Source organism: Pseudomonas sp. GM17 (assembly GCF_000282175.2).
Lineage (GTDB): Bacteria > Pseudomonadota > Gammaproteobacteria > Pseudomonadales > Pseudomonadaceae > Aquipseudomonas > Aquipseudomonas chlororaphis.
In genome coordinates this window covers 2630676-2652743 of record NZ_CP124732.1, presented here as the reverse complement: position 1 = coordinate 2652743, position 22068 = coordinate 2630676, and the positions used below count along the sequence as shown (strand labels likewise).

Genomic DNA, 22068 nt, shown 5'->3' with positions numbered 1-22068 from the left:
TCAAAACGCCCAAGCACTCCGATGCCTGGGCGTAAACGATTCAGCGTACGGTAAAACGCTGCTGGACCAACAAACGGTCGCCCTGGAATACCATGAAACGCCACTCGCCGGGGATCACCTCATGACTCTCGGTGAACTCATAGGCCATGATGTCCTGCGGCGCGCCCGGCACCAGTTTCTGGGTCACTTCGAGCTTGTCGTGACGCTGGCCATCCGGGGTACGGATGCCCGGAGTGAAATACAACAGGGTCAGTGGCACATCCTCGGCCACCTTGCCGGCCAACTGATAACGCAGGCCGAACTTAGTGCCCAGCCGCGCGGGCACGATCTCGGTCTGCTCGATGTTTTCGTTGCTGCGCCGCAGCACCCGCTCACCCGACTGCAACGCGGCCTTCGGCCCCTCGAACACACCATATTCCACCGGGCCTTCGACACGGACTTCAGCACTGGCAAGGCCACTGAGCATCATCAGCGCCGCCAATGCGCTTAAACGGGTGAGGTGCATATCGCGCTCCTTGATTGAGATGGCGCGAGCCTATGACGCAGGCATGACAGGCTGATGACAAACCTGCATCACCAGCACCTTGGCAACGCCCACGAACCGGAGCCACCCAGGATCAACGTGCGCGCGGCAGCACGGCGAGGAAGTTGTCCCGGGCCACCTTGCGCGCCACGGCCTCCGGCAAGGCATCGAGGAAGGGATCGAAGCCGCGCATTTCCCGCCCCAGCTTGTTGAAACGCCCGACAACGTCCGAACCCAGCATGAAGCGCTCGGGAAAGCGCTCCACCAGCTTCAGCCACTGCGCCCGAGGCACGCCCTGCTCATCCAGCAGATATGGCCTGAGCACGCTCCAGGACAGGTCGATGTAGAGGTTGGGATAAGACTCGAGCATCCGCGCCAGGGTCGGCAGGAGAAATTCCAGCTGCACCTGATGCCGGTGGATCTCCATGCTGGTGCCCGCGTGGGCCCAGATAAAGCGCGTGTGGGGATGATTGCGCAGCGGCTCTTCGATTTCCGCCAGGTACAGCGGGTTCTTCTCGCGCTTGGAGGTGATGTTGGAATGCAGCATCACCGGCAGGTCGTTTTCCGCCGCCAGGTGATAGATCCGCGTCATCGCCTCGTTATTGGCCCGCGGTGTATCGCCGGAGGTCAGCGCGGTCAGGTCGTCGTGGCGGGTGAACACTTCGCCGATGCCCTGCCACAGCCCCGGATTGAGGTCGAGCATGCGCTGGATATGGGCGTCGGAGTTCTTGTCGTTGGGGTTGAAGCCGGACAGGAACGGATGAAAATGCTGGCGCTGCTCGGGCGTCAGGCGGTTCACCGCGGCAGCGACAATCACATCGGTGGCGCTGTACCAGTAGGCATCGGCGTCGTCGCCGGCGTAGTAGCGCGGCCGCTTGGGTTCGTCTTCATGCCATTTCTTGGCCACCGGGATACCGGAAATCATCACATGCTCGATGCGATTGTCGGCCATGGCCTTGAGCAGCTTGTCCATGCCCGCCGACTCCTGGAAGAAGTCGACGTAATGCAAGTGAGCATCGCTGTAGGCGTAGTCGCGGGCCTGGACCCAGGCGCTCGGCAGCAGCAACAGCAAGGTGCTCAGGTAGATCCAGTGCATGGGCGGGCTCCCGTCGGTTGACGCTGGGTAGACCCTGCCCCGCAGGTGACGGTTCAGAAAAAGGGGAACGCACGGCAAGCGTAATGCTCTATAACTGCACCACCTTTCAACGTCTGTTCCGACTGCTCACCACTGCCCGAGGTCCGCCATGACTATCACCGTCAACACCGAGTCCAGCGAAGGTTTCCGCCACAGCATCCAGATCGATGACCATCAATTGTTCGCCGACCTGCCCAAGACCCTGGGCGGCGAAGGCTCCGCGCCGGAACCCCACGACTTTTTCGATGCCGCCCTGGGTGCCTGCAAGGCCCTGACCCTCAAGCTGTATGCGCAGAAAAAAGAGATTCCGCTCACCGGCGTCACGGTCGAGGTCAAGCACGACAACAGCCAGGAGCAGAAAGGCAAATATGCGCTGCACGTCAAGCTGACCCTCAAGGGCGTGCTCACCGACGCCCAGCGTGAAGAACTGCATCGCGTCGCCGACCGCTGCCCGGTGCACAAGCTGATGACCACCGCCGAGGTGAGCATCGAGACCCACCTCTCCGAAGGCGCCTTCAGCCAATAGCGCTAAGGGTTGCACAAGCGGGTTATGCTCCCGGGCATAACCCGATCAGCCTGGAATGCACCATGAACACACCGCTCGTGATTCGCCCTCGCGCCGAGGACGTCGAAGGCCAACCCATCCTGCGTCCGCTGCCCTCGGCCCAATGCCGCAGCGTCGGGCCCTTCGTGTTTTTCGATCACATGCTGCAAACCCGCTACCCCGCGGGCAAGGGCATGAATATCCGCCAGCATCCGCATATCGGCCTGTCGACCCTGACCTACCTGTTCCAGGGGCAGATCCAGCACAAGGACAGCCTCGGTTCCGACCAGGTGGTGAACCCGGGGGATGTCAGCTGGATGACCGCCGGCAGCGCCATCGCCCACGTCGAGCGTACCCCGCAGGCGCTGATCGACAGCGATTTCAGCATGCACGGCCTGCAGGTCTGGCTGGCTTCGCCCAAGGCCCATGAACAAGGCCCGGGGCACTACAGCCATCACCCGGCCGCGACCTTGCCGGTCAGCGACAACCTCGGGGTCAAGATCCGCATGATCGCCGGCAGCGGTTTCTGCCTGGAATCGCCGGTGCCAGTGCTCTCCCCGACCCTGTATGCCGAAATACAGCTACAGACCGCGACCACCCTGCTGATCCCCGCCGAACATGAAGAGCGCGCCCTGTACGTGCTCGAAGGCGACGCCCAGCTGGACGGCGAGCCCGTCGAGCCCCATGCGCTGGTGATCCTGCCGGCCGGAACCACACCCACCCTGTTCGCCGACAGTGATTGCCATGCCGTGCTGTTCGGCGGCGCGCCGCTGGATGGTCCACGACGGATCAACTGGAACTTCGTCTCCAGCGACCCTGCGCGTATCGATGAAGCCCGCCAACGCTGGGCCGCCGGCGACTGGCCGACAGTGCCGGGGGAAAGCGAAAGAATCGAACTGCCCAAGGGCAAAGGCTCGCCGTCACCCCTGTAGCGCCGGGCGCTCGGTGATCCGGACAGGTCAAGCGCCGGGCCAGGCTTCCCCCGCCGCCTGGTTGCGCAACCAGGTACCGGCCGGCGCGAGCGGTTGCGGGTAGCCGGATCCCGGCCTATGGTCCAAGCGATGCATTGCCTGCGACCGGCGCGCGATGATTCGCCGTGGGTCGCCCATCCAGCGCAGCTTTGCGCAGCGAGGTGACGACATGCCGAACGACTCCCGTCCCGCCGTACTCGAACTGATCGGCAACACGCCGCTGGTGCGTGTCAGCCGTTTCGATACCGGCCCCTGTACGCTGTTTCTCAAGCTTGAATCGCAAAACCCCGGTGGCTCGATCAAGGACCGCATCGGCCTGGCGATGATCGATGCCGCCGAGCGCGATGGCCGCCTGCGACCCGGTGGCACCATAGTCGAAGCCACCGCCGGCAACACCGGCCTCGGCCTGGCCCTGGTCGGCCGCGCCAAGGGTTATCGAGTGGTCCTGGTGGTGCCGGACAAGATGTCCACCGAGAAAGTCCTGCATCTCAAGGCGATGGGCGCCGAAGTGCACATCACCCGCTCCGATGTCGGCAAGGGCCACCCTGACTACTACCAGGATATGGCCGCACGACTGACCAAGGAGATTCCCAACGCGTTCTTCGCCGATCAGTTCAACAACCCGGCCAACCCGCTGGCCCACGAATGCAGCACCGCGCCGGAAATCTGGGCGCAGACCCAGCATGACGTGGACGCCATCGTGGTCGGCGTCGGCTCGGCCGGCACCCTGACCGGCCTGACCCGGTTCTTCCGCCGGGTGCAGCCGGACCTGGCCATGGTCCTGGCCGATCCGGTCGGCTCGGTGATGGCCGAATACAGCCGCAGCGGCGCCCTCGGCACGCCCGGTTCCTGGGCGGTGGAAGGCATCGGCGAAGACTTCATTCCGTCCATCGCCGACCTTTCCAGCGTGCGCAAGGCCTATTCCATCAGCGACGAGGAAAGTTTCGAGCACGCCCGCCAGTTGCTGCGCGCCGAGGGTATTCTCGGTGGCTCTTCGACCGGTACCCTGCTGGCCGCGGCTCTGCGCTACTGCCGCGAGCAGACTGAGCCGAAGCGGGTGGTCAGCTTCGTCTGCGACACCGGCACCCGCTACCTGTCGAAGATCTACAACGACCAATGGATGAACGACCAGGGCCTGCTGCAACGCAAAGGCTACGGCGACCTGCGCGACCTGATCGCGCGGCGCTTCGAGGACGGCCGGGTAATCAGCGTGGGGCCGGACGATACCCTGCTCACCGCCTTCCAGCGCATGCGCCTGGCCGACGTCTCGCAACTGCCGGTACTGGTGGACGGGCAGCGGCTGGTCGGGGTGATCGACGAGTCGGACATCCTGCTGGGTGTGCACGAAGATGCTTCACACTTTCGCAAGACCGTGGCCAGCGCCATGACCGATCAGCTGGAAACGCTGCCTCCCGGCGCCAGCCTGGCCGAACTGGAGGCGGAACTCGACCGTGGCTTAGTGGCGATCATCGCCGACGCTTCGGGCTTCCACGGCTTGATTACCCGGGTCGACATGCTCAACCACTTACGGAGATCACTGCCATGAGCCAACAGGATGAAAGCGGCGCGCCACGCGCCTTCGCCACCCGGGTAATCCATGCGGGGCAAACGCCGGACCCTTCCACCGGGGCGCTGATGCCGCCGATCTATGCCAACTCCACCTATGCCCAGCAAAGCCCCGGGGTGCACAAGGGGCTCGACTACGGGCGCTCGCACAACCCCACGCGCTGGGCCCTGGAGCGCTGCGTGGCGGACCTCGAGGGCGGCACCCAGGCCTTCGCCTTCGCCTCCGGGCTGGCAACGATTTCCACCGTGCTCGAACTGCTCGACGCGGGCGCGCATATCGTTTCCGGCAATGACTTGTACGGCGGGACGTTCCGCCTCTTCGACAAGGTGCGCCAACGCAGCGCCGGCCATCGCTTCAGCTTCGTCGACCTGACCGATCTGTCGGCTTTCGAAGCGGCGCTGCAGGACGACACCCGGATGGTCATGGTCGAGACCCCGAGCAATCCCCTGCTGCGCCTCACCGATCTCGCCGCCATCGCGCGCATCTGCCGGGCGCGGGGCATCATCTGCGTCGCCGACAACACCTTTGCCAGCCCGTGGATCCAGCGTCCGCTGGAGCTGGGCTTCGATATCGTGCTGCACTCGACGACCAAGTACCTCAACGGCCATTCCGACGTGATCGGCGGTATCGCGGTGGTCGGGCAGAACCCCGACCTGGTCGAGCGCCTGGGCTTCCTGCAGAACGCCGTGGGAGCGATCGCCGGGCCGTTCGACGCCTTCCTCACCCTGCGCGGGGTAAAGACCCTGGCGCTGCGCATGGAACGCCACTGCAGCAACGCCCTGGAGCTGGCGCAATGGCTGGAACGCCAGCCACAGGTGGCGCGGGTCTACTACCCGGGCCTGCCGTCCCACCCGCAGCACGCACTGGCACGGCGGCAGATGCACGGTTTCGGCGGGATGATCTCCCTCGACCTGGACTGCGACCTGGCCGGCGCCAGGCGTTTTCTCGAGAGCGTGCGGATCTTTGCCCTGGCCGAGAGCCTGGGCGGTGTGGAAAGCCTGATCGAGCACCCGGCGATCATGACCCACGCCAGCATTCCCGCGGACACCCGGGCGCAGCTCGGCATCGGCGACGGGCTGGTGCGTTTGTCCGTGGGGGTCGAGGATGTGGAGGACCTGCGCGCCGACCTGGCCCAGGCACTGACGCGAATCTGAATGGCCGACAGGCACAAAAAAGCCCGCCTGGCGTACAAGGTGGCTCACTGAGAGCCGCATTGCATCGCCAAGCGGGCTTGTGGTTCCCGGGGCTCAGCCCTTGAACACTTCATCCAGCAGGTTGTGCATCGAGGTGAAGGCGCGACGGGCGGTCTTGGCGTCGTACATCATCTTGCCCGGCACATTGGCGTGCGGATCGGTGAAGGAATGCACCGCGCCGCCGTAGCTCAGCAGTTGCCAATCCACGCCCGCGGCATTCATTTCCGCTTCGAAGGCCGGCAACTGCTCTTTCGGTACCAGCGGGTCGGAAGCGCCATGCAGTACCAGCACCGAGCCCTTGATGTTCTGGGCGTCGGCCGGGTTCGGCGTATCCAGGGTGCCGTGGAAAGACACCACGGCTTTCAGCGGCGCGCCGCTGCGCGCCAGCTCCAGGGAGCAGCAGCCGCCGAAGCAGAAACCGAAGGTGGCCAGCCTGGCCTTGTCCACCGCGGCTTCCTGCTGGCTTTGCAGCGCCTCGAAAGCCGCCTGCATGCGCTTGCGCAGCAGGGCCCGGTCATCCTTCAGCGGCATCATGGCGGCGCCCGCCTCGTCGCCGTTGCTCGGACGGACCTGTTGCCCGTACAAGTCGGCGATCAGCACCACATACCCCTTGGCGGCCACCGCCTCGGCGATCTTCTCGGCACCGGCGCTGACGCCCATCCAGTTCGGCGCCATCAACAGCCCCGGACGCGGACCCTGCTGGCTGGCATCGAACGCCAGGCGGCTTTCATAGGATTGACCATCAATCTGGTAGACCAGGGAACGAACAGTGACTTGGCTCATTTCAGACTCCTGATTCAAAAACACCGGAATGAAAAAACCCGCCGAAGCGGGTTTTTATACAACGCAGTTAAACCGACAGTTCAACCAGCAGCTTGTTCAGACGACGCACATAGGCGGCCGGGTCTTTCAAGCTGTCGCCGGCCGCCAGGGCCGCCTGATCGAAGAGGATGTGCGACAGGTCGCCGAAGCGCTCGTCGCTCTGCTCGCCGTCGAGTTTCTCGATCAACGGGTGAGCCGGGTTGAATTCGAAGATCGGCTTGGAATCCGGCACCTTCTGCCCGCTGGCCTCGAGGATCTGGCGCATCTGCAGGCCCAGGTCCTGCTCGCCGATCGCCAGGATCGCCGGGGAGTCGGTCAAGCGGTGGGAAACCCGCACTTCGCTGACGGTATCGCCCAGGGCGGTCTTGATCCGCTCCACCAGGCCTTCCTTGCTCTTGGCGACTTCTTGCGCGGCCTTCTTGTCCTCTTCCGAGTCCAGGTTGCCCAGGTCCAGGTCACCACGCGCCACGTCGACAAAGCTCTTGCCGTCAAAGTCGCTCAGGTAGCTCATCAGCCACTCGTCGATGCGGTCGGTCAGCAGCAGCACTTCGATGCCTTTCTTGCGGAAGACTTCCAGGTGCGGGCTGTTCTTGACCTGCGCGTAGGTTTCGCCGGTGAGGTAGTAGATCTTGTCCTGGCCTTCCTTGGCGCGTGCCAGGTACTCGGCCAGGGAAACATTCTGCTCGCCGTCGTCGCCCTGGGTGGAGGCGAAGCGCAGCAGGCCGGCGATCTTTTCCTTGTTGGCGAAGTCTTCGGCCGGGCCTTCCTTCATCACCTGGCCGAAGTTTTTCCAGAAGCCCTTGTATTGCTCAGGCTCGTTCTTCGCCAGTTTTTCCAGCATGTCCAGCACGCGCTTGGTCAGCGCCGACTTCATGGAGTCGATGATCGGGTCTTTCTGCAGGATTTCCCGCGACACGTTCAGCGACAGGTCGTTGGAGTCGACCACGCCCTTGATGAAGCGCAGGTACAGCGGCAGGAAGGATTCCGCCTGGTCCATCACGAACACGCGCTGCACGTACAGCTTCAGGCCTTTCGGCGCTTCACGCTGGTACAGGTCGAATGGCGCACGGGCCGGCACATACAGCAGCGAGCTGTATTCCAGCTTGCCTTCGACCTTGTTGTGGCTCCAGCTCAGCGGGTTCTCGAAATCATGGGCGATGTGCTTGTAGAACTCCTGGTATTCCTCGTCCTTGATTTCGGTACGCGGACGGGTCCACAGGGCACTGGCGCGGTTGACGGTTTCCCATTCCTGCGCAGGCTTCTCCTCGCCCTCAGCGGCAGCGGCCTCTTTCGGCAGCTCGATCGGCAGGGCGATATGGTCGGAGTACTTCTTGATGATGTTGCGCAGGCGCCAGCCGTCGGCGAACTCGTCTTCGCCGGACTTCAGGTGCAGGACGATGCGGGTACCGCGGTCGGCCTTGTCGATGGTCGCGACTTCGAACTCGCCTTCGCCCTTGGAGGACCAATGCACGCCTTCGCTGGCGTCAAGGCCGGCGCGGCGGCTGAAGACATCGACCTTGTCGGCGACGATGAAGGCGGAATAGAAGCCCACGCCGAACTGACCGATCAGGTGCGAATCCTTCTTCTGGTCGCCGGTGAGGTTTTTCATGAAATCGGCGGTGCCGGACTTGGCGATGGTCCCCAGGTGGGTGATCACATCGTCCCGGCTCATGCCGATGCCGTTGTCTTCGAGGGTGACGGTCTTGGCCTCCTTGTCGAAGCTCACACGGATTTTCAGCTCCGCGCCACCTTCCAGCAACTCAGGCTTGGACAGGGCTTCGAAGCGCAATTTGTCGACAGCGTCAGAGGCGTTCGAGATCAGTTCGCGAAGGAAGATTTCCTTGTTGGAATACAGCGAATGGATCATGAGGTGCAGCAGTTGCTTTACCTCGGTCTGGAAGCCCAGGGTTTCCTTTTGAGTTTCCACACTCATGGTCATCAAACTCCAATCAGATGGCATAAGCCGCGCCCGGAGGGCTTACGGCGGGATGTCCACAGAGTTGGGGGCTATACCTGAGATTTCAAGACCCTGGACTTTCTTCGAGCTTGAAATGTGCGCGGGCGGTGGCAATCGGCTCCTCCGCGCTGCTCTGCCAGGCGGTGATGGCCACGTTCGCCACCCGCCGTCCCTGGCGGCAGACCTGGCATTTGGCATAGGTATCGCGAAATTGCCCGGCACGCAGGTAATCGAGGGAAAAGTCGATGATCTTCGGCACGCCCGGCGAGCCGGTGCCAATCAACAGATGCAGGGCCGCGGCCAGCTCCATGAATCCGGCGATCACCCCACCGTGCAGGGCCGGCAGCAACGGGTTGCCGATATTGTCGCGGTTGGCGGGCAGGCGAAACAGCAACTCATCGCCTTGCCGCGAACACTCGATGCCGATCAGTCTGGCGTAGGGAATCAATTGCAGCAGCGCGGCATAATCGCCTTGCTGGTGGGCATGCAGCACTTGCTTCTGGAAATCGTCGCTCATGGCTGCTCACCCTTGATGGCGCCGGCAAAACCTTTGCTGCCCTTGATGCCCTTGCCCATGCGCATGAAGGTGCCCACCACATGGGCAACAGGGTGCTCGGGGTCGTCCTGATAGGCAAAACCACGGGTGAAAATCACATCGGTGGTCACCCGGTAGCACTGGGCAAAACCATACACGCTCTTGCCTGGCTGCGCCGGGTGCATGTAATCGATGCGCAGGTCCAGGGTCGGGCAGACCTCGAACTCCGGCAGGACGCACAAGGTCGCCATGCCACAGGCGGTGTCCATCAACGAGGTCAGCGCACCACCGTGGATCACTCCGGTCTCGGGGTTGCCGACTATCTGCGAGCTGTAAGGCAACATCAGGGTGATGCCGTCTTTTGAGGCGCTGTGCACGCTCATGGCCAATACCTGGCAATGGCGCAACGCCGACAAAAATCGCGTCGCACGCTCAAAAACAGGGTTTTGCTCCATAAGGAAATTCTCTAGTTGGTGTCAAAACCGCTCGGTTAACGCGGCAGGTAAAAGTTCCATATTGCTGGCACTTTATATATCTTTAACTTTCAAGGAACTTAACCTGTAGAGCCATGCTCGAAAGGCCAGAAGATATCTTCAATAAGGAGAAACACCCCATGCGTAAGACTTTAGCTATTGCCCTGATGCTGACCGCTTCCCTCGGTCTCGCTGCCTGCGATAAAAAATCCGAGGACAAAGCTCAAGATGCCAACCAACATGCTGAGCAAGCTCAACAGAAAATGAATGAAGCTCAGGATAAAGTGAACGAAGCTGCAAAAGAAAACGCCGAAGCAGCCAAAGATCAGGTTGAATCGAGCAAAGCAGCGGCTGAAGAAGCTGCCAAGGAAGCCGCTCCTAAAACCAACTAATCCGGTTTTAGTGCAGCAAAAAGAAAGCCCGCCTAGTGCGGGCTTTACTTTGTCTGCAATAACGCTAAGCCAACAGGCTGCGAAAAGTCGGACTAAGCATCAGCAGCAATGAGCAGAGCAGACCGATAAACCAGACCAGACTGCGCTGCCAGGCAAGATCCGCCCAATAGCAAAGCAGATAGATAACCCGAGTAATGACGAAGACGATCGCCAGGCCGTTGATCAACCAGCCCTGAGTCTGGGTGGTATGGGCCATCAGGACCCCGACCGCGAATAACATGAAGGCTTCGAAACTGTTCTGGTGCGCCGCCACTGCCCGGGCACCGAACCCTGTGAGTTGTGTCTGTTGCTGGCGTGGCAGGTGATTGTCGTAACCGCCCTGCTCTTTCATCGCTCTGGCTACTGGTATGCGCGCCACGTAAATCAACAGCGCGCTGATAAACACACACCAAAACGCAATACTCATCAGGCTATCTCCTTGTTCGCCTCGGGCAATGGCGCCTCTGTAGGGGTATAGACCATCACGTCCAACACGTCGGAATGAAACTCCCGGCGGTACAGCACCAGCACCACGCCCGCACTCATCAACATAAACAGCCAGGGGCTGACGAACCAGGCCAGCATGCTCATGCCGAAGTAATAGGAGCGCAGACCGAAGTTGAACTGGTTGGCGGCCATGGAAATTACTCGCGCGGCCCGCATTGCAAAGGCTTTTCGCTCCTGTTCGGAAACATGCCGCTCACCGATCATCGGTGCCGAGCCCACGAGAATGGCCGCGAAGTTGTACTGGCGCATGCACCAACTGAAGGTGAAAAAGGCATAGACGAACACCAGGGCCAGGCACAGCAGCTTGATCTCCGACATGCCCTGGGAGGCCTGCTGAACCATGGGAATGTCGGCCAGCAGCGACACCGCACGCTCGGAAGCGCCAAGCACGGTGAGGATACCGGCGAGGATAATCAGGGTGCTGGAGGCAAAGAACGAGGCGTTGCGCTCCAGGTTGCCGATCACGCTGGCGTCGGCAATGCGGTTATCGCGCAGCAGCATGCGGCGCATCCAGTCTTCCCGGTACAAATGCAGCACGCTGGCCAGGCACGCGGTGTCGCGGCCCTTCCACGTGGCGTAGCGGGTGTAGCCGCCCCAGCAGATGACAAACCAGAGTGCGGCGATGAGATGGATCAGGTTGGCTTCGACGAACGACATGCAGGTTCCCGGATAGGCGTTGGCAGAGTGCGGATACAACTGGCACTGCTTCGACGTTGATCGAGGAAAAAAGACACCATCGGCCGCCCATAAAAAATGCCCCGTATCGCGGGATACGGGGCATTTTCATGGCTACTCGGTGCCCGTTTGTGGCGGGCCCCGGCAGATAGCGGTTTAGGCCAGCGCTTCGCTGCGCTTGCCCAGCAGGCGGTCGCAGGCTACCGCGACCACCAGGGTCATGACCGAAGGCACCAGCCACGCCAGGCCCTGCTCGCTCAGCGGCAGGTGCATCAACTGGGTTGGCATCCAGTCCGCCAGGCCGGCGCCCTTGAGGGCGTCGATCAGGCCGAACAGGAAGGACACCAGCATTACCGGACCGACGATGCGGCCTTGCTCATGCCAGAAGTCCTTGCAGAAGCTCAGGGCCACCAGGGCGATGCACGGTGGGTAGATCGCGGTCAGCACCGGGATGGAGAAGGCGATCAGCTTGGTCAGGCCCAGGTTGGACACCAGCAGCGAGAATGCCGCCAGGATGATCACCAGGGTCTTGTACGACAGCGGCAGTACGCGGCTGAAGTACTCCGCGCAAGCGCAGGTCAAACCGACCGCGGTCACCAGGCAGGCCAGGGAAATCAGCACGGCGAGGAAGCCGCTGCCCAGGGAGCCGAAGGTGTGTTGCACATAAGCGTGCAGCACCGCCGCGCCATTGGTGGCACCGGCCGCGACTTCATGGCTGCCCGAACCCAGGCGGAACAGGCTGACATACACCAGCGCCAGGCCGATACCGGCAATCAGCCCGGCGATGATCGCGTAACGGGTGATCAGGCGTGGCGACTCGACACCGCGGGAACGGATGGCGTTGACGATGACGATGCCGAACACCAGCGCGCCCAGGGTATCCATGGTCAGGTAACCATTGATGAAGCCTTGGGAGAACGGCGCCGCGACGTATTCGGGCGTCGCAACACCGATATCACCGGCCGGCAAGGCGAACGCGGCGATGCCCAGTACGGCCAGGGCGATGATCTTCAGCGGCGCGAGGAAACGCCCAACGGTATCCAGCAGGCGTCCCGGGTAGAGAGAGATGAAAAACACCAGCAGGAAATACACCGAGCTATAGAGGAACAGCGCCAGCGGGCTTTCGCCGGTCAGGGGCGCCAGGCCTACTTCGAAGGACACGGTCGCGGTACGCGGCGTCGCGAACAACGGGCCGACCGCCAGGTAGCAGACTGCCGCCAGCAGGCCACCGGCGATCTTGCCGATCGGGCTGCTCAGCGCGTCCATCGCCCCGCCGACTTTGGCCAGCGCAATGACAGTCACCACCGGAAGCCCCACAGCGGTGATCAGAAAGCCCAGCGCCGCGATCCAGACGTTAGGTCCGGACTGCAAGCCGACGATAGGCGGGAAGATGATATTGCCGGCCCCGACGAACAGGGCAAAGGTCATAAAACCCAGTGCCAGAATGTCCTGGCCTTTCAACACTTTCATTAAGGAAATACCACACTACTGAATCGGAATTTAGAGAGGGATTTCCCTTATGGGTGAGGGAAATGCTGTCGGTCCGTATAGGACTGACCCGTTTAGCGCGCGGCTTCCTTGTGGGACGCAGACGCAAAAGAGGCGGCTAGACTACCGAATTTGTAAGAAAAACGCACTGTTAGAGGGCGAACTGTCCGATCAGCGACATTTGCGTGTCGCGTTTACGTATCAAAAGCAGCTGCAAGGTACAAGTTTCAAGCGACAAGCTTCTCTTGCAGCTTGTCGCTTGAGGCTTGCAACTGCTCTTAACGAACAAAGGCCACCCGAAGGTGGCCTTTGTTGGTGGAGCGTCAGCTAAGCGCGGGGCTTACTTGACAGCCCAGCCAGTCAGCTCGGCCAGGGCCTTGCCGATGTCTGCCAGCGAACGCACGGTTTTCACGCCTGCGTCTTGCAGAGCAGCGAATTTCTCGTCTGCAGTGCCTTTGCCGCCAGAGATGATTGCGCCAGCATGGCCCATGCGCTTGCCCGGAGGAGCAGTCACACCAGCGATGTAGGAAACAACCGGCTTGGTCACGTTAGCCTTGATGTAGGCAGCCGCTTCTTCTTCAGCCGAACCGCCGATCTCACCGATCATCACGATCGCTTCGGTCTTCGGGTCTTCCTGGAACAGCTTCAGGATGTCGATGAAGTTGGAGCCAGGGATCGGGTCACCACCGATGCCGACACAGGTGGACTGACCGAAACCGGCGTCAGTGGTCTGCTTCACGGCTTCGTAAGTCAGGGTGCCGGAACGGGAAACGATACCGACCTTGCCTGGCAAGTGAATGTGACCTGGCATGATGCCGATCTTGCATTCGCCTGGAGTGATCACGCCTGGGCAGTTAGGGCCGATCAGGGTAACACCCAGCTCGTCGCACTTAACTTTAGCGTCCAGCATGTCCAGGGTAGGAATGCCTTCGGTGATGCAGACGATCAGCTTGATGCCGCCGAAAGCCGCTTCCAGGATGGAGTCCTTGCAGAAAGGAGCTGGAACGTAGATCACGCTGGCGGTGGCGCCAGTGGCAGCTACAGCGTCTTTCACGGTGTTGAAGACAGGCAGGCCCAGGTGCTCAGTGCCGCCTTTGCCCGGAGTTACGCCGCCAACCATCTTGGTGCCGTATTCGATGGCTTGCTGGGTGTGGAAACTACCTTGCGAACCGGTAATACCCTGGCAGATAACTTTGGTGTCTTTATTGATCAGGACGCTCATTATTTGCCCTCCGCAGCTTTGACAACTTGTTGAGCAGCGTCGGTCAGGCTGGTAGCAGCGATGATGTTCAAGCCGCTTTCTGCCAGTACTTTAGCGCCCAGTTCAGCGTTGTTGCCTTCAAGGCGAACAACAACCGGGATTTTCACGCCGACTTCTTTCACTGCACCGATGATGCCTTCGGCAATCATGTCGCAACGAACGATGCCGCCGAAGATGTTGACCAGTACTGCAGCGACGTTGGTGTCGGACAGGATGATCTTGAAGGCTTCGGTCACGCGCTCTTTGGTAGCACCACCACCTACGTCGAGGAAGTTGGCTGGCTTGCCGCCGTGCAGGTTGACGATGTCCATGGTACCCATGGCCAGGCCGGCACCGTTGACCATGCAGCCGATGTTGCCTTCCAGCGCTACGTAGTTCAGTTCGAACTTGGCAGCGTGCGCTTCGCGCGGATCGTCCTGGGACGGATCGTGGAAAGTCTTCAGCTTAGGCTGACGGTACATGGCGTTGGCGTCGATGTTGATCTTCGCGTCCAGGCAGTGCAGATCGCCATCAGCCTTGATCACCAGCGGGTTCACTTCCAGCAGTGCCAGATCGTGGTCCTGGAACAGTTTGGCCAGGCCGACGAAGATCTTGGCGAACTGAGTGACTTGCTTGCCTTCCAGGCCCAGCTGGAAAGCCAGCTCGCGACCCTGGAATGGCTGAGCGCCAACCAGTGGATCGATAGTAGCCTTGAGGATTTTCTCAGGGGTGTCGTGAGCGATTTTCTCGATGTCCACGCCACCTTCGGTGGAAGCCATGAACACGATGCGACGGCTCGAACGGTCGACGACAGCGCCCAGGTACAGCTCTTTAGCGATATCAGTGCACGATTCAACCAGGATCTTGGTGACTGGCTGACCATTGGCGTCAGTCTGGTAAGTCACCAGACGCTTGCCCAACCACTGTTGAGCGAATGCTTTAGCGTCTTCTTTGCTGCGAACCAGCTTTACGCCGCCCGCTTTACCGCGACCACCGGCGTGAACCTGGGCTTTGACAACCCACTCGGAGCCGCCGATCTTGTCGCAAGCTTCTGCTGCTTCTTCCGGGGTGTCTACCGCGTAGCCTTTGGATACTGGCAGGCCGTATTCAGCGAACAGCTGCTTACCCTGATACTCGTGAAGATTCATGCTTTTTACCGTCTTCGTTAGGTACTGCGCATTCGGCGCTGCGCTCTTGATGAGTGCCGCGCCACCTGTGACCGCTCCTCACCGGACTCCCCTGCCCCGCATCCGCAGCCTGGGCTGCGGCACAGCGCATGAAGATTCCCGTGAGGTCGAGTCCAGCGGACGTTCCGCGGTGAGTCTTGCTCGCAAGGCTCACGACGGGCAATCCGCCGTGGTTTCTTATTGTCTTAACGCTTTTTGCGGTTGGCGATGTGGATGGCGCCGCCATTCACTGCCAGTGCTGCTTCGTGCAGGGCTTCGGACAGGGTCGGATGGGAGAAAACCATCATGCCCAGGTCTTCGGCGCTGGTGCCGAATTCCATGCCGATCGCACCTTGCTGAACCAGTTCTGCCGCGCTTGGGCCGATCACGTGAACGCCCAGTACACGGTCAGTCTTGGCATCAGCGATGACTTTTACGAAACCGCCGGTGTCGTTGGCTGCCATGGCACGGCCGCTGGCTGCGAACGGGAAGGTGCCGACGTTAACTTCAACGCCTTCAGCTTTCAAGGCCTGCTCGGTCTTGCCGACCCACGCGATTTCCGGGTGAGTATAAATAACCGAAGGGATCAGGTCATAGTTCATCTGAGCCTTGTGGCCCTTGATGCGCTCGACGACCATGATGCCCTCTTCCGAGGCCTTGTGAGCCAGCATCATGCCGCGAACCACGTCGCCGATCGCGTAAACGCCCGGTACGGTGGTAGCGCAGTGATCGTCAACGTGCACGAAACCGCGCTCGTCGAGGGTCACGCCGCAATCGGCAGCCAGCAGATCAGTGGTCACTGGACGGCGACCAACGGCTACGATCAGCTTGTCGAAAGTGATGTTCTGTTCGCCGTTGGCATCGGTGTAGGTCACGACCACTTCTTCGCCGTTGACCTTGGAGCCGGTGACGCGAGCGCCCAGCTTGATGTCCAGACCCTGTTTGGTCAGAGTTTTCAGCGCTTCCTTGGAGACGGCGGTGTCGGCAGCCATCAGGAAGGTGTCCAGGGCTTCCAGGACGGTCACTTCAGCGCCCAGACGGGACCATACCGAACCCAGCTCCAGACCGATCACGCCAGCGCCGATCACGCCCAGGCGTTTTGGTACGGATTGGAATTCCAGGGCGCCGGTGGAGTCGACGATCACTTTCTGATCGACCGGAGCCGGTGGAATGTCGATTGGACGGGAGCCCGGCGCCAGGATGACGTTCTCGGCTTCGATCACTTCCACCGAGCCGTCAGGCTTGGTGACTTCGACTTTCTTGCCGGCCAGCAGTTTGCCGTGGCCCTGGATGGAGGTCACGCCGTTGGCCTTGAACAGGGTGGCAACACCGCTGGTCAGGTTTTTCACGATATTGGCCTTACGGCCGACCATCGCAGGCACGTCCATGGACACGCCAGCGTGGCTGATACCGTGGATCGCGAAACCGTCTTGGGCTTCGTGGAATTTCCAGGAGCTGTCCAGCAGCGCCTTGGAAGGGATGCAGCCGACGTTCAGGCAAGTACCGCCGAGGGCCAGCTTGCCCTCCTTGTCGGTATATTTCTCGATGCAGGCAGTCGTGAGGCCGAGTTGCGCAGCTTTAATGGCAGCTACATAGCCGCCAGGGCCTGCGCCAATCACTACCACGTCGAATTTCTGAGTCATGTGTCATTCCTTCTCGAATCAAACCGGACGGCCTCTTGTGGAGGCCGTCGTGGGACGAAGCTGTTCGTTTCGGCGAAAGGCCGATCATTGCTGATCGGCCCATGCTACGAAATCAGATATCCAGCAGCAGACGAGCCGGGTCTTCCAGCAGGTTCTTGATGGTAACCAGGAAGGTCACTGCTTCTTTGCCGTCGATCAAACGGTGATCGTAGGACAGAGCCAGGTACATCATCGGACGGATAACCACCTGACCGTTGATCGCCATAGGACGCTGCAGAATGTTGTGCATGCCCAGGATCGCCGCTTGTGGCGGGTTGACGATCGGAGTCGACATCATCGAACCGAAAGTACCACCGTTGGTGATGGTGAAAGTACCGCCGGTCATCTCTTCCATCGACAGTTTGCCGTCACGGGCTTTCTTGCCGAAGGTGGCGATGCCGCCTTCGATTTCAGCCAGGCTCATCAGTTCGGCGTTACGCAGAACCGGAACCACCAGCCCGCGGTCGCTGGACACAGCAACACCGATGTCGGCGTAACCGTGGTAAACGATGTCGGAGCCGTCGATCGAGGCGTTGACCGCAGGGAAACGCTTCAGCGCCTCGGTAGCAGCCTTGACGAAGAACGACATGAAGCCCAGGCGTACGCCGTTGTGGGACTTCTCGAACAGATCCTTGTACTTCGAACGCAGAGCCATGACTTCGGTCATGTCGACTTCGTTGAAAGTGGTCAGCATCGCCATGTTCGACTGGGCTTCGACCAGACGCTCGGCAACCTTGGCACGCAGGCGGGTCATCGGAACTCGCTTCTCGACGCGGTCGCCAGCAGCGAATACCGGAGCAGCGGCGGCAGGAGCAGCGGCCTTGGCAGGCGCGGCGGCTGGAGCGGTTTTCTTGGCGGCAACGGCGGCAACCACGTCTTCCTTGGTCACGCGACCGCCTTTGCCGGTACCGGCAACGGAAGCGATGTTGATGCCGTTCTCTTCAGCCAGCTTGCGCGCGGCAGGAGCAGCGATTGGATCGTCTTCGCCTTCGGCGGCAGGCGCTGCGGCCTGGGCGGCAGCCGGTGCGGCAGCGGCTGGAGCAGCAGCGGCGGCAGCGCCTTCGGCGATGGAGCCCAGGACCTCGTCGGACAGAACAGTGTCGCCTTCGTTCTTGACGATAGCGCCCAGCACGCCGTCAGCGGTGGCCAGAACTTCCAGCACGACCTTGTCGGTTTCGATGTCGACGATCAGCTCGTCGCGCTTGACGGCGTCGCCCGGTTTTTTGTGCCAGGTGGCAACGGTGCCATCGGCAACCGATTCCGGGAAAGTGGGGGCTTTGATCTCGATAGCCATTATCTGTGGTTCCTTAAATTCGGTTTCAGGTGCGCGAAGGCGTTAAACAGTGAAAGCATCTTGCAGCAGTTTTTCCTGCTGCTCGGCGTGCATCGACGCGTAACCGCATGCAGGTGCAGCAGAGGCTTCACGGCCCGCGTACTCGAGTACGAGCGACTTGTCGTGATTGCCAACGATGCGGCGCATGTGGTGCTGGCTGCAGTACCAGGCACCCTGGTTCATCGGCTCTTCCTGACACCAAACGACATGCTTGAGGTTGGTGTACGGAGCCAGGACTTCGTTCAAGTCGTCCTCAGGGAATGGGTACAGCTGCTCGATACGCACGACGGCGATGTCGTCGCGGCCTTCGGCACGGCGTTTTTCCAGCAGGTCGTAGTAGACCTTGCCGCTGCACAGAATCAGACGATTCACGTCTTTTGGATCCTGGGCATCGATTTCCGGAATAACGGTCTGGAACGAACCTTCCGCCAGATCTTCCAGGGTCGAGATGGCCAGTTTGTGACGCAGCAGCGACTTCGGAGTCAGAACCACCAGCGGCTTGCGCAGCGGGCGAATCACCTGACGACGCAGCAGGTGGTAGATCTGGGCCGGGGTGGTCGGCATGCAGACCTGGATGTTGTGCTCGGCGCACAGCTGCAGGTAACGCTCCAGGCGAGCCGAAGAGTGCTCCGGACCCTGACCTTCATAACCGTGCGGCAGCAGCATGGTCAGGCCGCAGAGACGGCCCCACTTGTGCTCGCCACTGGTGATGAACTGGTCGATCACCACCTGGGCACCGTTGGCGAAGTCGCCGAACTGGGCTTCCCAGATCACCAGCGCGTTTGGCGTGGTGGTCGAGTAACCGTATTCGAACGCCAGTACGGCTTCTTCGGACAGGAACGAATCGTACAGATCGAAACGTGGCTGGCCGTCGTACAGGTGCTGCAGCGGAATGTAGGTGCTGGCGTCTTTCTGGTTGTGCAGGACCGCATGACGGTGCGAGAACGTACCGCGGCCGATGTCCTGGCCGGTCATGCGAATCGGGTGACCTTCGAACGCCAGGGTCGCGTATGCCATGGTTTCAGCATAACCCCAGTTGATCGGCAGGCCGCCGGCTTGCATCTTCTGACGGTCTTCGTAGATCTTCGCGACCTGGCGCTGGACCACGAAGCCTTCCGGCAGTTCCAGCAGCTTGGCGGACAGTTCCTGCAGGGTCTTCAGATCGAAGGTGGTGTCGTGACGTGCAGTCCAGGCGTGGCCCAGATATGGACGCCAGTCCACGAACAGCTCTTTGTTCGGCTCTTTGACCAGGCTCTTCACGACGTGCAGGCCGTTGTCCAGCGCGTTGCGGTATTCGTCGACTTTCGCCTGAACACGCTCGGCGTCGAGCACGCTTGCCTGGACCAGACGATCGGCATACAGCTCACGGGTGGTGCGCTGCTTGGCGATCTGCTGGTACATCAGAGGCTGGGTGCCGCTTGGCTCGTCCGCTTCGTTGTGGCCGCGACGACGGTAGCAGACCAGGTCGATCACCACATCGCGCTTGTACTGCATGCGGTAGTCGATGGCCAACTGGGTCACGAACAGTACGGCTTCCGGATCGTCACCATTCACATGGAGGATCGGCGCCTGGATCATTTTCGCGACGTCGGTGGCGTACTCGGTGGAGCGCGAGTCCAGCGGGTTGCTGATGGTGAAACCGACCTGGTTGTTGATCACGATGTGCACGGTGCCGCCGGTCTTGAAACCGCGGGTCTGCGACATCTGGAAGGTTTCCATCACCACGCCCTGGCCTGCGAAAGCAGCGTCACCGTGGATCGAGATTGGCAGAACCTTGTCACCGGTCTGGTCGTTGCGGCGATCCTGACGGGCGCGCACCGAACCCTCGACCACTGGCGAAACGATCTCCAGGTGGGACGGGTTGAAGGCCATGGCCAGGTGAACTTCACCGCCGGTGGTCATCACGTTGGACGAGAAGCCCTGGTGGTATTTCACGTCACCGGAGCCCAGTTCGACCTTCTTCTTGCCTTCGAACTCGTCGAACAGCTCGCGCGGGTTCTTGCCGAAGGTGTTGACCAGGACGTTGAGGCGACCACGGTGGGCCATGCCGATCACGACTTCCTTGGTCCCGTAGGAACCGGAACGCTGGATCAGCTCGTCGAGCATCGGGATCAGGCTTTCGCCGCCTTCCAGGCCGAAACGCTTGGTGCCCGGGTACTTGGTGCCCAGGTATTTTTCGAGGCCTTCAGCTGCGGTGACGCGCTCGAGCAGATGACCCTTGATATCCGTGGAATAGGTCGGACGGCCGCGTACGCTTTCCAGACGCTGCTGGAACCACTGGCGCTGCTCGGAATCGGTGATGTGCGTAAATTCAGCGCCGATGGTGCGGCAATATGTCTGCTGCAACGCTTCGTGAATTTCGCGTAGGCTCGCTTCCTCTTTGCCGATGAACAGGTCGCCGGCACGGAAGGTCGTATCAAGATCGGCATTGGTCAAGCCGTAATGATTGATTGACAGGTCTGCAGGTGCAGGACGCTGCCACAGCCCCAGCGGGTCCAGCTGGGCTGCCTGGTGGCCGCGCATACGGTAGGCCTGGATCAATCGCAGCACTTCAACTTGCTTCTTCTCGTGCTCGCTGCTCACGCTACCGGCGGATACCGGCTGGGCGCGGCGCTGGTTCTTTGCCAGCAACACGAAGTGATCGCGGATTGTCGAGTGCGAAACATCGATGGCAGTGCTGCCGTCGGTAGGCAACTTCTGGAAGTAAGTGCGCCACTCTTCTGGCACAGCGTTAGGGTCGTGCAGGTAGAGCTCGTAGAGCTCTTCCACATAGGCAGCGTTACTACCGGATAGGTAGGCGCTGTTCCACATGCGCTGCATCACGCTTTCTTGCATGCTTGGTCACCCTCGGTTAGGGGAACACCACCGGCGAAGACACCGAGCAAACTTGCAAAAGTCCGAGTGCAGCGACCAAAACAAGCCACTTAGGATCACGCTGATAGTCCGGGTACCAGCCCGGATGCCCCTGCTTGTCTCATTTCTTCAAAATACGAGCGGCAACTTTGTGAGCTGCTGCTCAGCTTAAAACTACGGCGCCGGTTGAAGCCTGCGCCGTAGCCTCTACGGGTACAGCGGTCCTGCCTTTACAACAACTGGGTTACAGCAGCTGAATCACACGCCGCTCGAGAGCAGCATGTTACGTATGTGACCGATGGCCTTAGTCGGGTTCAGGCCTTTCGGACAAACGTTGACGCAGTTCATGATGCCGCGGCAGCGGAATACGCTGAACGGATCATCCAGCGAAGCCAGACGCTCGGACGTCTTGGTGTCGCGGCTGTCTGCCAGGAAGCGATAAGCTTGCAGCAGGGCAGCTGGACCCAGGAACTTGTCCGGGTTCCACCAGAAGGACGGGCAGGAAGTCGAGCAGCAAGCGCACAGGATGCACTCGTACAGACCATCGAGCTTTTCGCGCTCTTCAGGGGACTGCAGACGTTCGATGGCCGGAGCCGGCGTGTCGTTCTGCAGGAATGGCTTCACCTTCTCGTATTGCTTGTAGAAGATGCTCATATCGACGACCAGGTCACGAATAACCGGCAAACCTGGCAGCGGACGAACAACCAGCTTGTTGTTCTTCACCACGGCAGACAGCGGCGTGATGCAGGCCAGGCCGTTCTTGCCGTTGATGTTCATGCCGTCGGAACCGCAAACGCCTTCACGGCAGGAGCGACGATAGGAGAAACCTTCGTCCTGCTCTTTGATCAGCGCCAGCACGTCCAGCACCATCAGATCCTTGCCACCGGTGTCGACCTGGAAAACCTGGGTTTTCGGCGCGGAGTCGGTGTCAGGGTTGTAACGATAAACTTCGACTTGCAACATATCGATCACC

General features: G+C 60.9%; 20 protein-coding genes. 5 read left to right on the top strand and 15 right to left on the bottom strand.

Going from position 1 to position 22068, the window contains the following annotated elements; all coding sequences use genetic code 11:
- Positions 1 to 40: 40 nt before the first annotated feature.
- Together PMI20_RS11945 and PMI20_RS11940 are read right to left on the bottom strand one after the other, a co-directional pair.
- The gene (locus PMI20_RS11945) at positions 41 to 505 is read right to left on the bottom strand and encodes a DUF3859 domain-containing protein (RefSeq protein WP_007931553.1); all 465 of its coding nucleotides are present in this window, start codon (positions 503 to 505) and stop codon (positions 41 to 43) included.
- 112 nt (positions 506 to 617) lie between these two features.
- Complete coding sequence (locus PMI20_RS11940; protein ID WP_007931552.1) at positions 618 to 1619, bottom strand: amidohydrolase family protein; 1002 nt, start codon at positions 1617 to 1619, stop codon at positions 618 to 620.
- Positions 1620 to 1767: 148 nt separating this feature from the next.
- On the opposite strand from PMI20_RS11940, the gene PMI20_RS11935 reads away from it, so the two are divergent.
- The 4 genes from PMI20_RS11935 (at position 1768) to PMI20_RS11920 (ending at position 5894) form a co-directional block, all read left to right on the top strand.
- On the top strand, positions 1768 to 2184 hold the full coding sequence (locus tag PMI20_RS11935) for an OsmC family protein (protein WP_007931549.1): 417 nt from the start codon (positions 1768 to 1770) through the stop codon (positions 2182 to 2184).
- 62 nt (positions 2185 to 2246) lie between these two features.
- On the top strand, positions 2247 to 3134 hold the full coding sequence (locus PMI20_RS11930) for a pirin family protein (RefSeq protein WP_007931547.1): 888 nt from the start codon (positions 2247 to 2249) through the stop codon (positions 3132 to 3134).
- A gap of 208 nt (positions 3135 to 3342) precedes the next feature.
- Complete coding sequence (locus PMI20_RS11925) at positions 3343 to 4719, top strand: pyridoxal-phosphate dependent enzyme (RefSeq protein WP_007931539.1); 1377 nt, start codon at positions 3343 to 3345, stop codon at positions 4717 to 4719.
- The gene (locus tag PMI20_RS11920) at positions 4716 to 5894 is read left to right on the top strand and encodes a trans-sulfuration enzyme family protein (RefSeq protein WP_007931537.1); all 1179 of its coding nucleotides are present in this window, start codon (positions 4716 to 4718) and stop codon (positions 5892 to 5894) included. Before PMI20_RS11925 ends, PMI20_RS11920 begins: the two co-directional genes overlap by 4 nt.
- Before the next feature lie 93 nt (positions 5895 to 5987).
- On the opposite strand, the gene PMI20_RS11915 is transcribed toward PMI20_RS11920, so the two are convergent.
- The 4 genes from PMI20_RS11915 to PMI20_RS11900 all read right to left on the bottom strand — a co-directional run bounded on the left by PMI20_RS11915 (position 5988) and on the right by PMI20_RS11900 (position 9702).
- Complete coding sequence (locus PMI20_RS11915; protein WP_007931536.1) at positions 5988 to 6716, bottom strand: dienelactone hydrolase family protein; 729 nt, start codon at positions 6714 to 6716, stop codon at positions 5988 to 5990.
- A 67-nt stretch (positions 6717 to 6783) separates the two neighbouring features.
- Complete coding sequence (htpG, locus tag PMI20_RS11910; protein ID WP_007931534.1) at positions 6784 to 8688, bottom strand: molecular chaperone HtpG; 1905 nt, start codon at positions 8686 to 8688, stop codon at positions 6784 to 6786.
- Positions 8689 to 8776: 88 nt separating this feature from the next.
- The gene (locus PMI20_RS11905; protein ID WP_007931532.1) at positions 8777 to 9229 is read right to left on the bottom strand and encodes a PaaI family thioesterase; all 453 of its coding nucleotides are present in this window, start codon (positions 9227 to 9229) and stop codon (positions 8777 to 8779) included.
- Complete coding sequence (locus PMI20_RS11900; RefSeq protein ID WP_037035982.1) at positions 9226 to 9702, bottom strand: PaaI family thioesterase; 477 nt, start codon at positions 9700 to 9702, stop codon at positions 9226 to 9228. Before PMI20_RS11900 ends, PMI20_RS11905 begins: the two co-directional genes overlap by 4 nt.
- A 158-nt stretch (positions 9703 to 9860) precedes the next feature.
- Between PMI20_RS11900 and PMI20_RS11895 the strand changes: the two genes are divergently transcribed.
- On the top strand, positions 9861 to 10112 hold the full coding sequence (locus PMI20_RS11895) for a hypothetical protein (protein WP_007931529.1): 252 nt from the start codon (positions 9861 to 9863) through the stop codon (positions 10110 to 10112).
- Between the two features lie 64 nt (positions 10113 to 10176).
- Here the strand turns inward: PMI20_RS11895 and PMI20_RS11890 are convergent, their stop codons facing one another.
- From PMI20_RS11890 to PMI20_RS11850, 9 genes are all read right to left on the bottom strand, one after another.
- Entirely contained in the window at positions 10177 to 10578 is a 402-nt protein-coding gene (locus PMI20_RS11890; protein WP_007931527.1) for an MAPEG family protein, read from the bottom strand.
- Positions 10578 to 11315, bottom strand: a complete 738-nt coding sequence (locus PMI20_RS11885; protein WP_007931525.1) for a DUF599 domain-containing protein — start codon at positions 11313 to 11315, stop codon at positions 10578 to 10580. Before PMI20_RS11885 ends, PMI20_RS11890 begins: the two co-directional genes overlap by 1 nt.
- A 174-nt stretch (positions 11316 to 11489) precedes the next feature.
- Positions 11490 to 12803: a branched-chain amino acid transport system II carrier protein gene (gene brnQ / locus PMI20_RS11880; protein ID WP_007931515.1), complete on the bottom strand. Its 1314-nt coding sequence runs from the start codon at positions 12801 to 12803 to the stop codon at positions 11490 to 11492.
- A gap of 358 nt (positions 12804 to 13161) precedes the next feature.
- Positions 13162 to 14043 (bottom strand): succinate--CoA ligase subunit alpha, encoded by an 882-nt coding sequence (gene sucD, locus PMI20_RS11875; protein ID WP_007931513.1) that lies wholly within the window; start codon positions 14041 to 14043, stop codon positions 13162 to 13164.
- Positions 14043 to 15209, bottom strand: coding sequence for an ADP-forming succinate--CoA ligase subunit beta (sucC, locus tag PMI20_RS11870; RefSeq protein ID WP_007931510.1), 1167 nt, complete (start codon positions 15207 to 15209; stop codon positions 14043 to 14045). The genes sucD and sucC overlap by 1 nt, the downstream gene beginning before the upstream one ends.
- A gap of 224 nt (positions 15210 to 15433) precedes the next feature.
- Positions 15434 to 16870 carry a dihydrolipoyl dehydrogenase gene (gene lpdA / locus PMI20_RS11865; protein WP_007931507.1) on the bottom strand — a complete coding sequence of 479 codons (1437 nt, stop codon included), beginning with the start codon at positions 16868 to 16870 and terminating at the stop codon, positions 15434 to 15436.
- A gap of 112 nt (positions 16871 to 16982) precedes the next feature.
- Positions 16983 to 18203, bottom strand: a complete 1221-nt coding sequence (odhB, locus tag PMI20_RS11860; protein WP_007931504.1) for a 2-oxoglutarate dehydrogenase complex dihydrolipoyllysine-residue succinyltransferase — start codon at positions 18201 to 18203, stop codon at positions 16983 to 16985.
- A 42-nt stretch (positions 18204 to 18245) separates the two neighbouring features.
- Positions 18246 to 21077, bottom strand: a complete 2832-nt coding sequence (locus tag PMI20_RS11855) for a 2-oxoglutarate dehydrogenase E1 component (RefSeq protein WP_007931503.1) — start codon at positions 21075 to 21077, stop codon at positions 18246 to 18248.
- A gap of 276 nt (positions 21078 to 21353) precedes the next feature.
- Positions 21354 to 22058 (bottom strand): succinate dehydrogenase iron-sulfur subunit, encoded by a 705-nt coding sequence (locus PMI20_RS11850; RefSeq protein WP_007931501.1) that lies wholly within the window; start codon positions 22056 to 22058, stop codon positions 21354 to 21356.
- Positions 22059 to 22068: the final 10 nt, after the last annotated feature.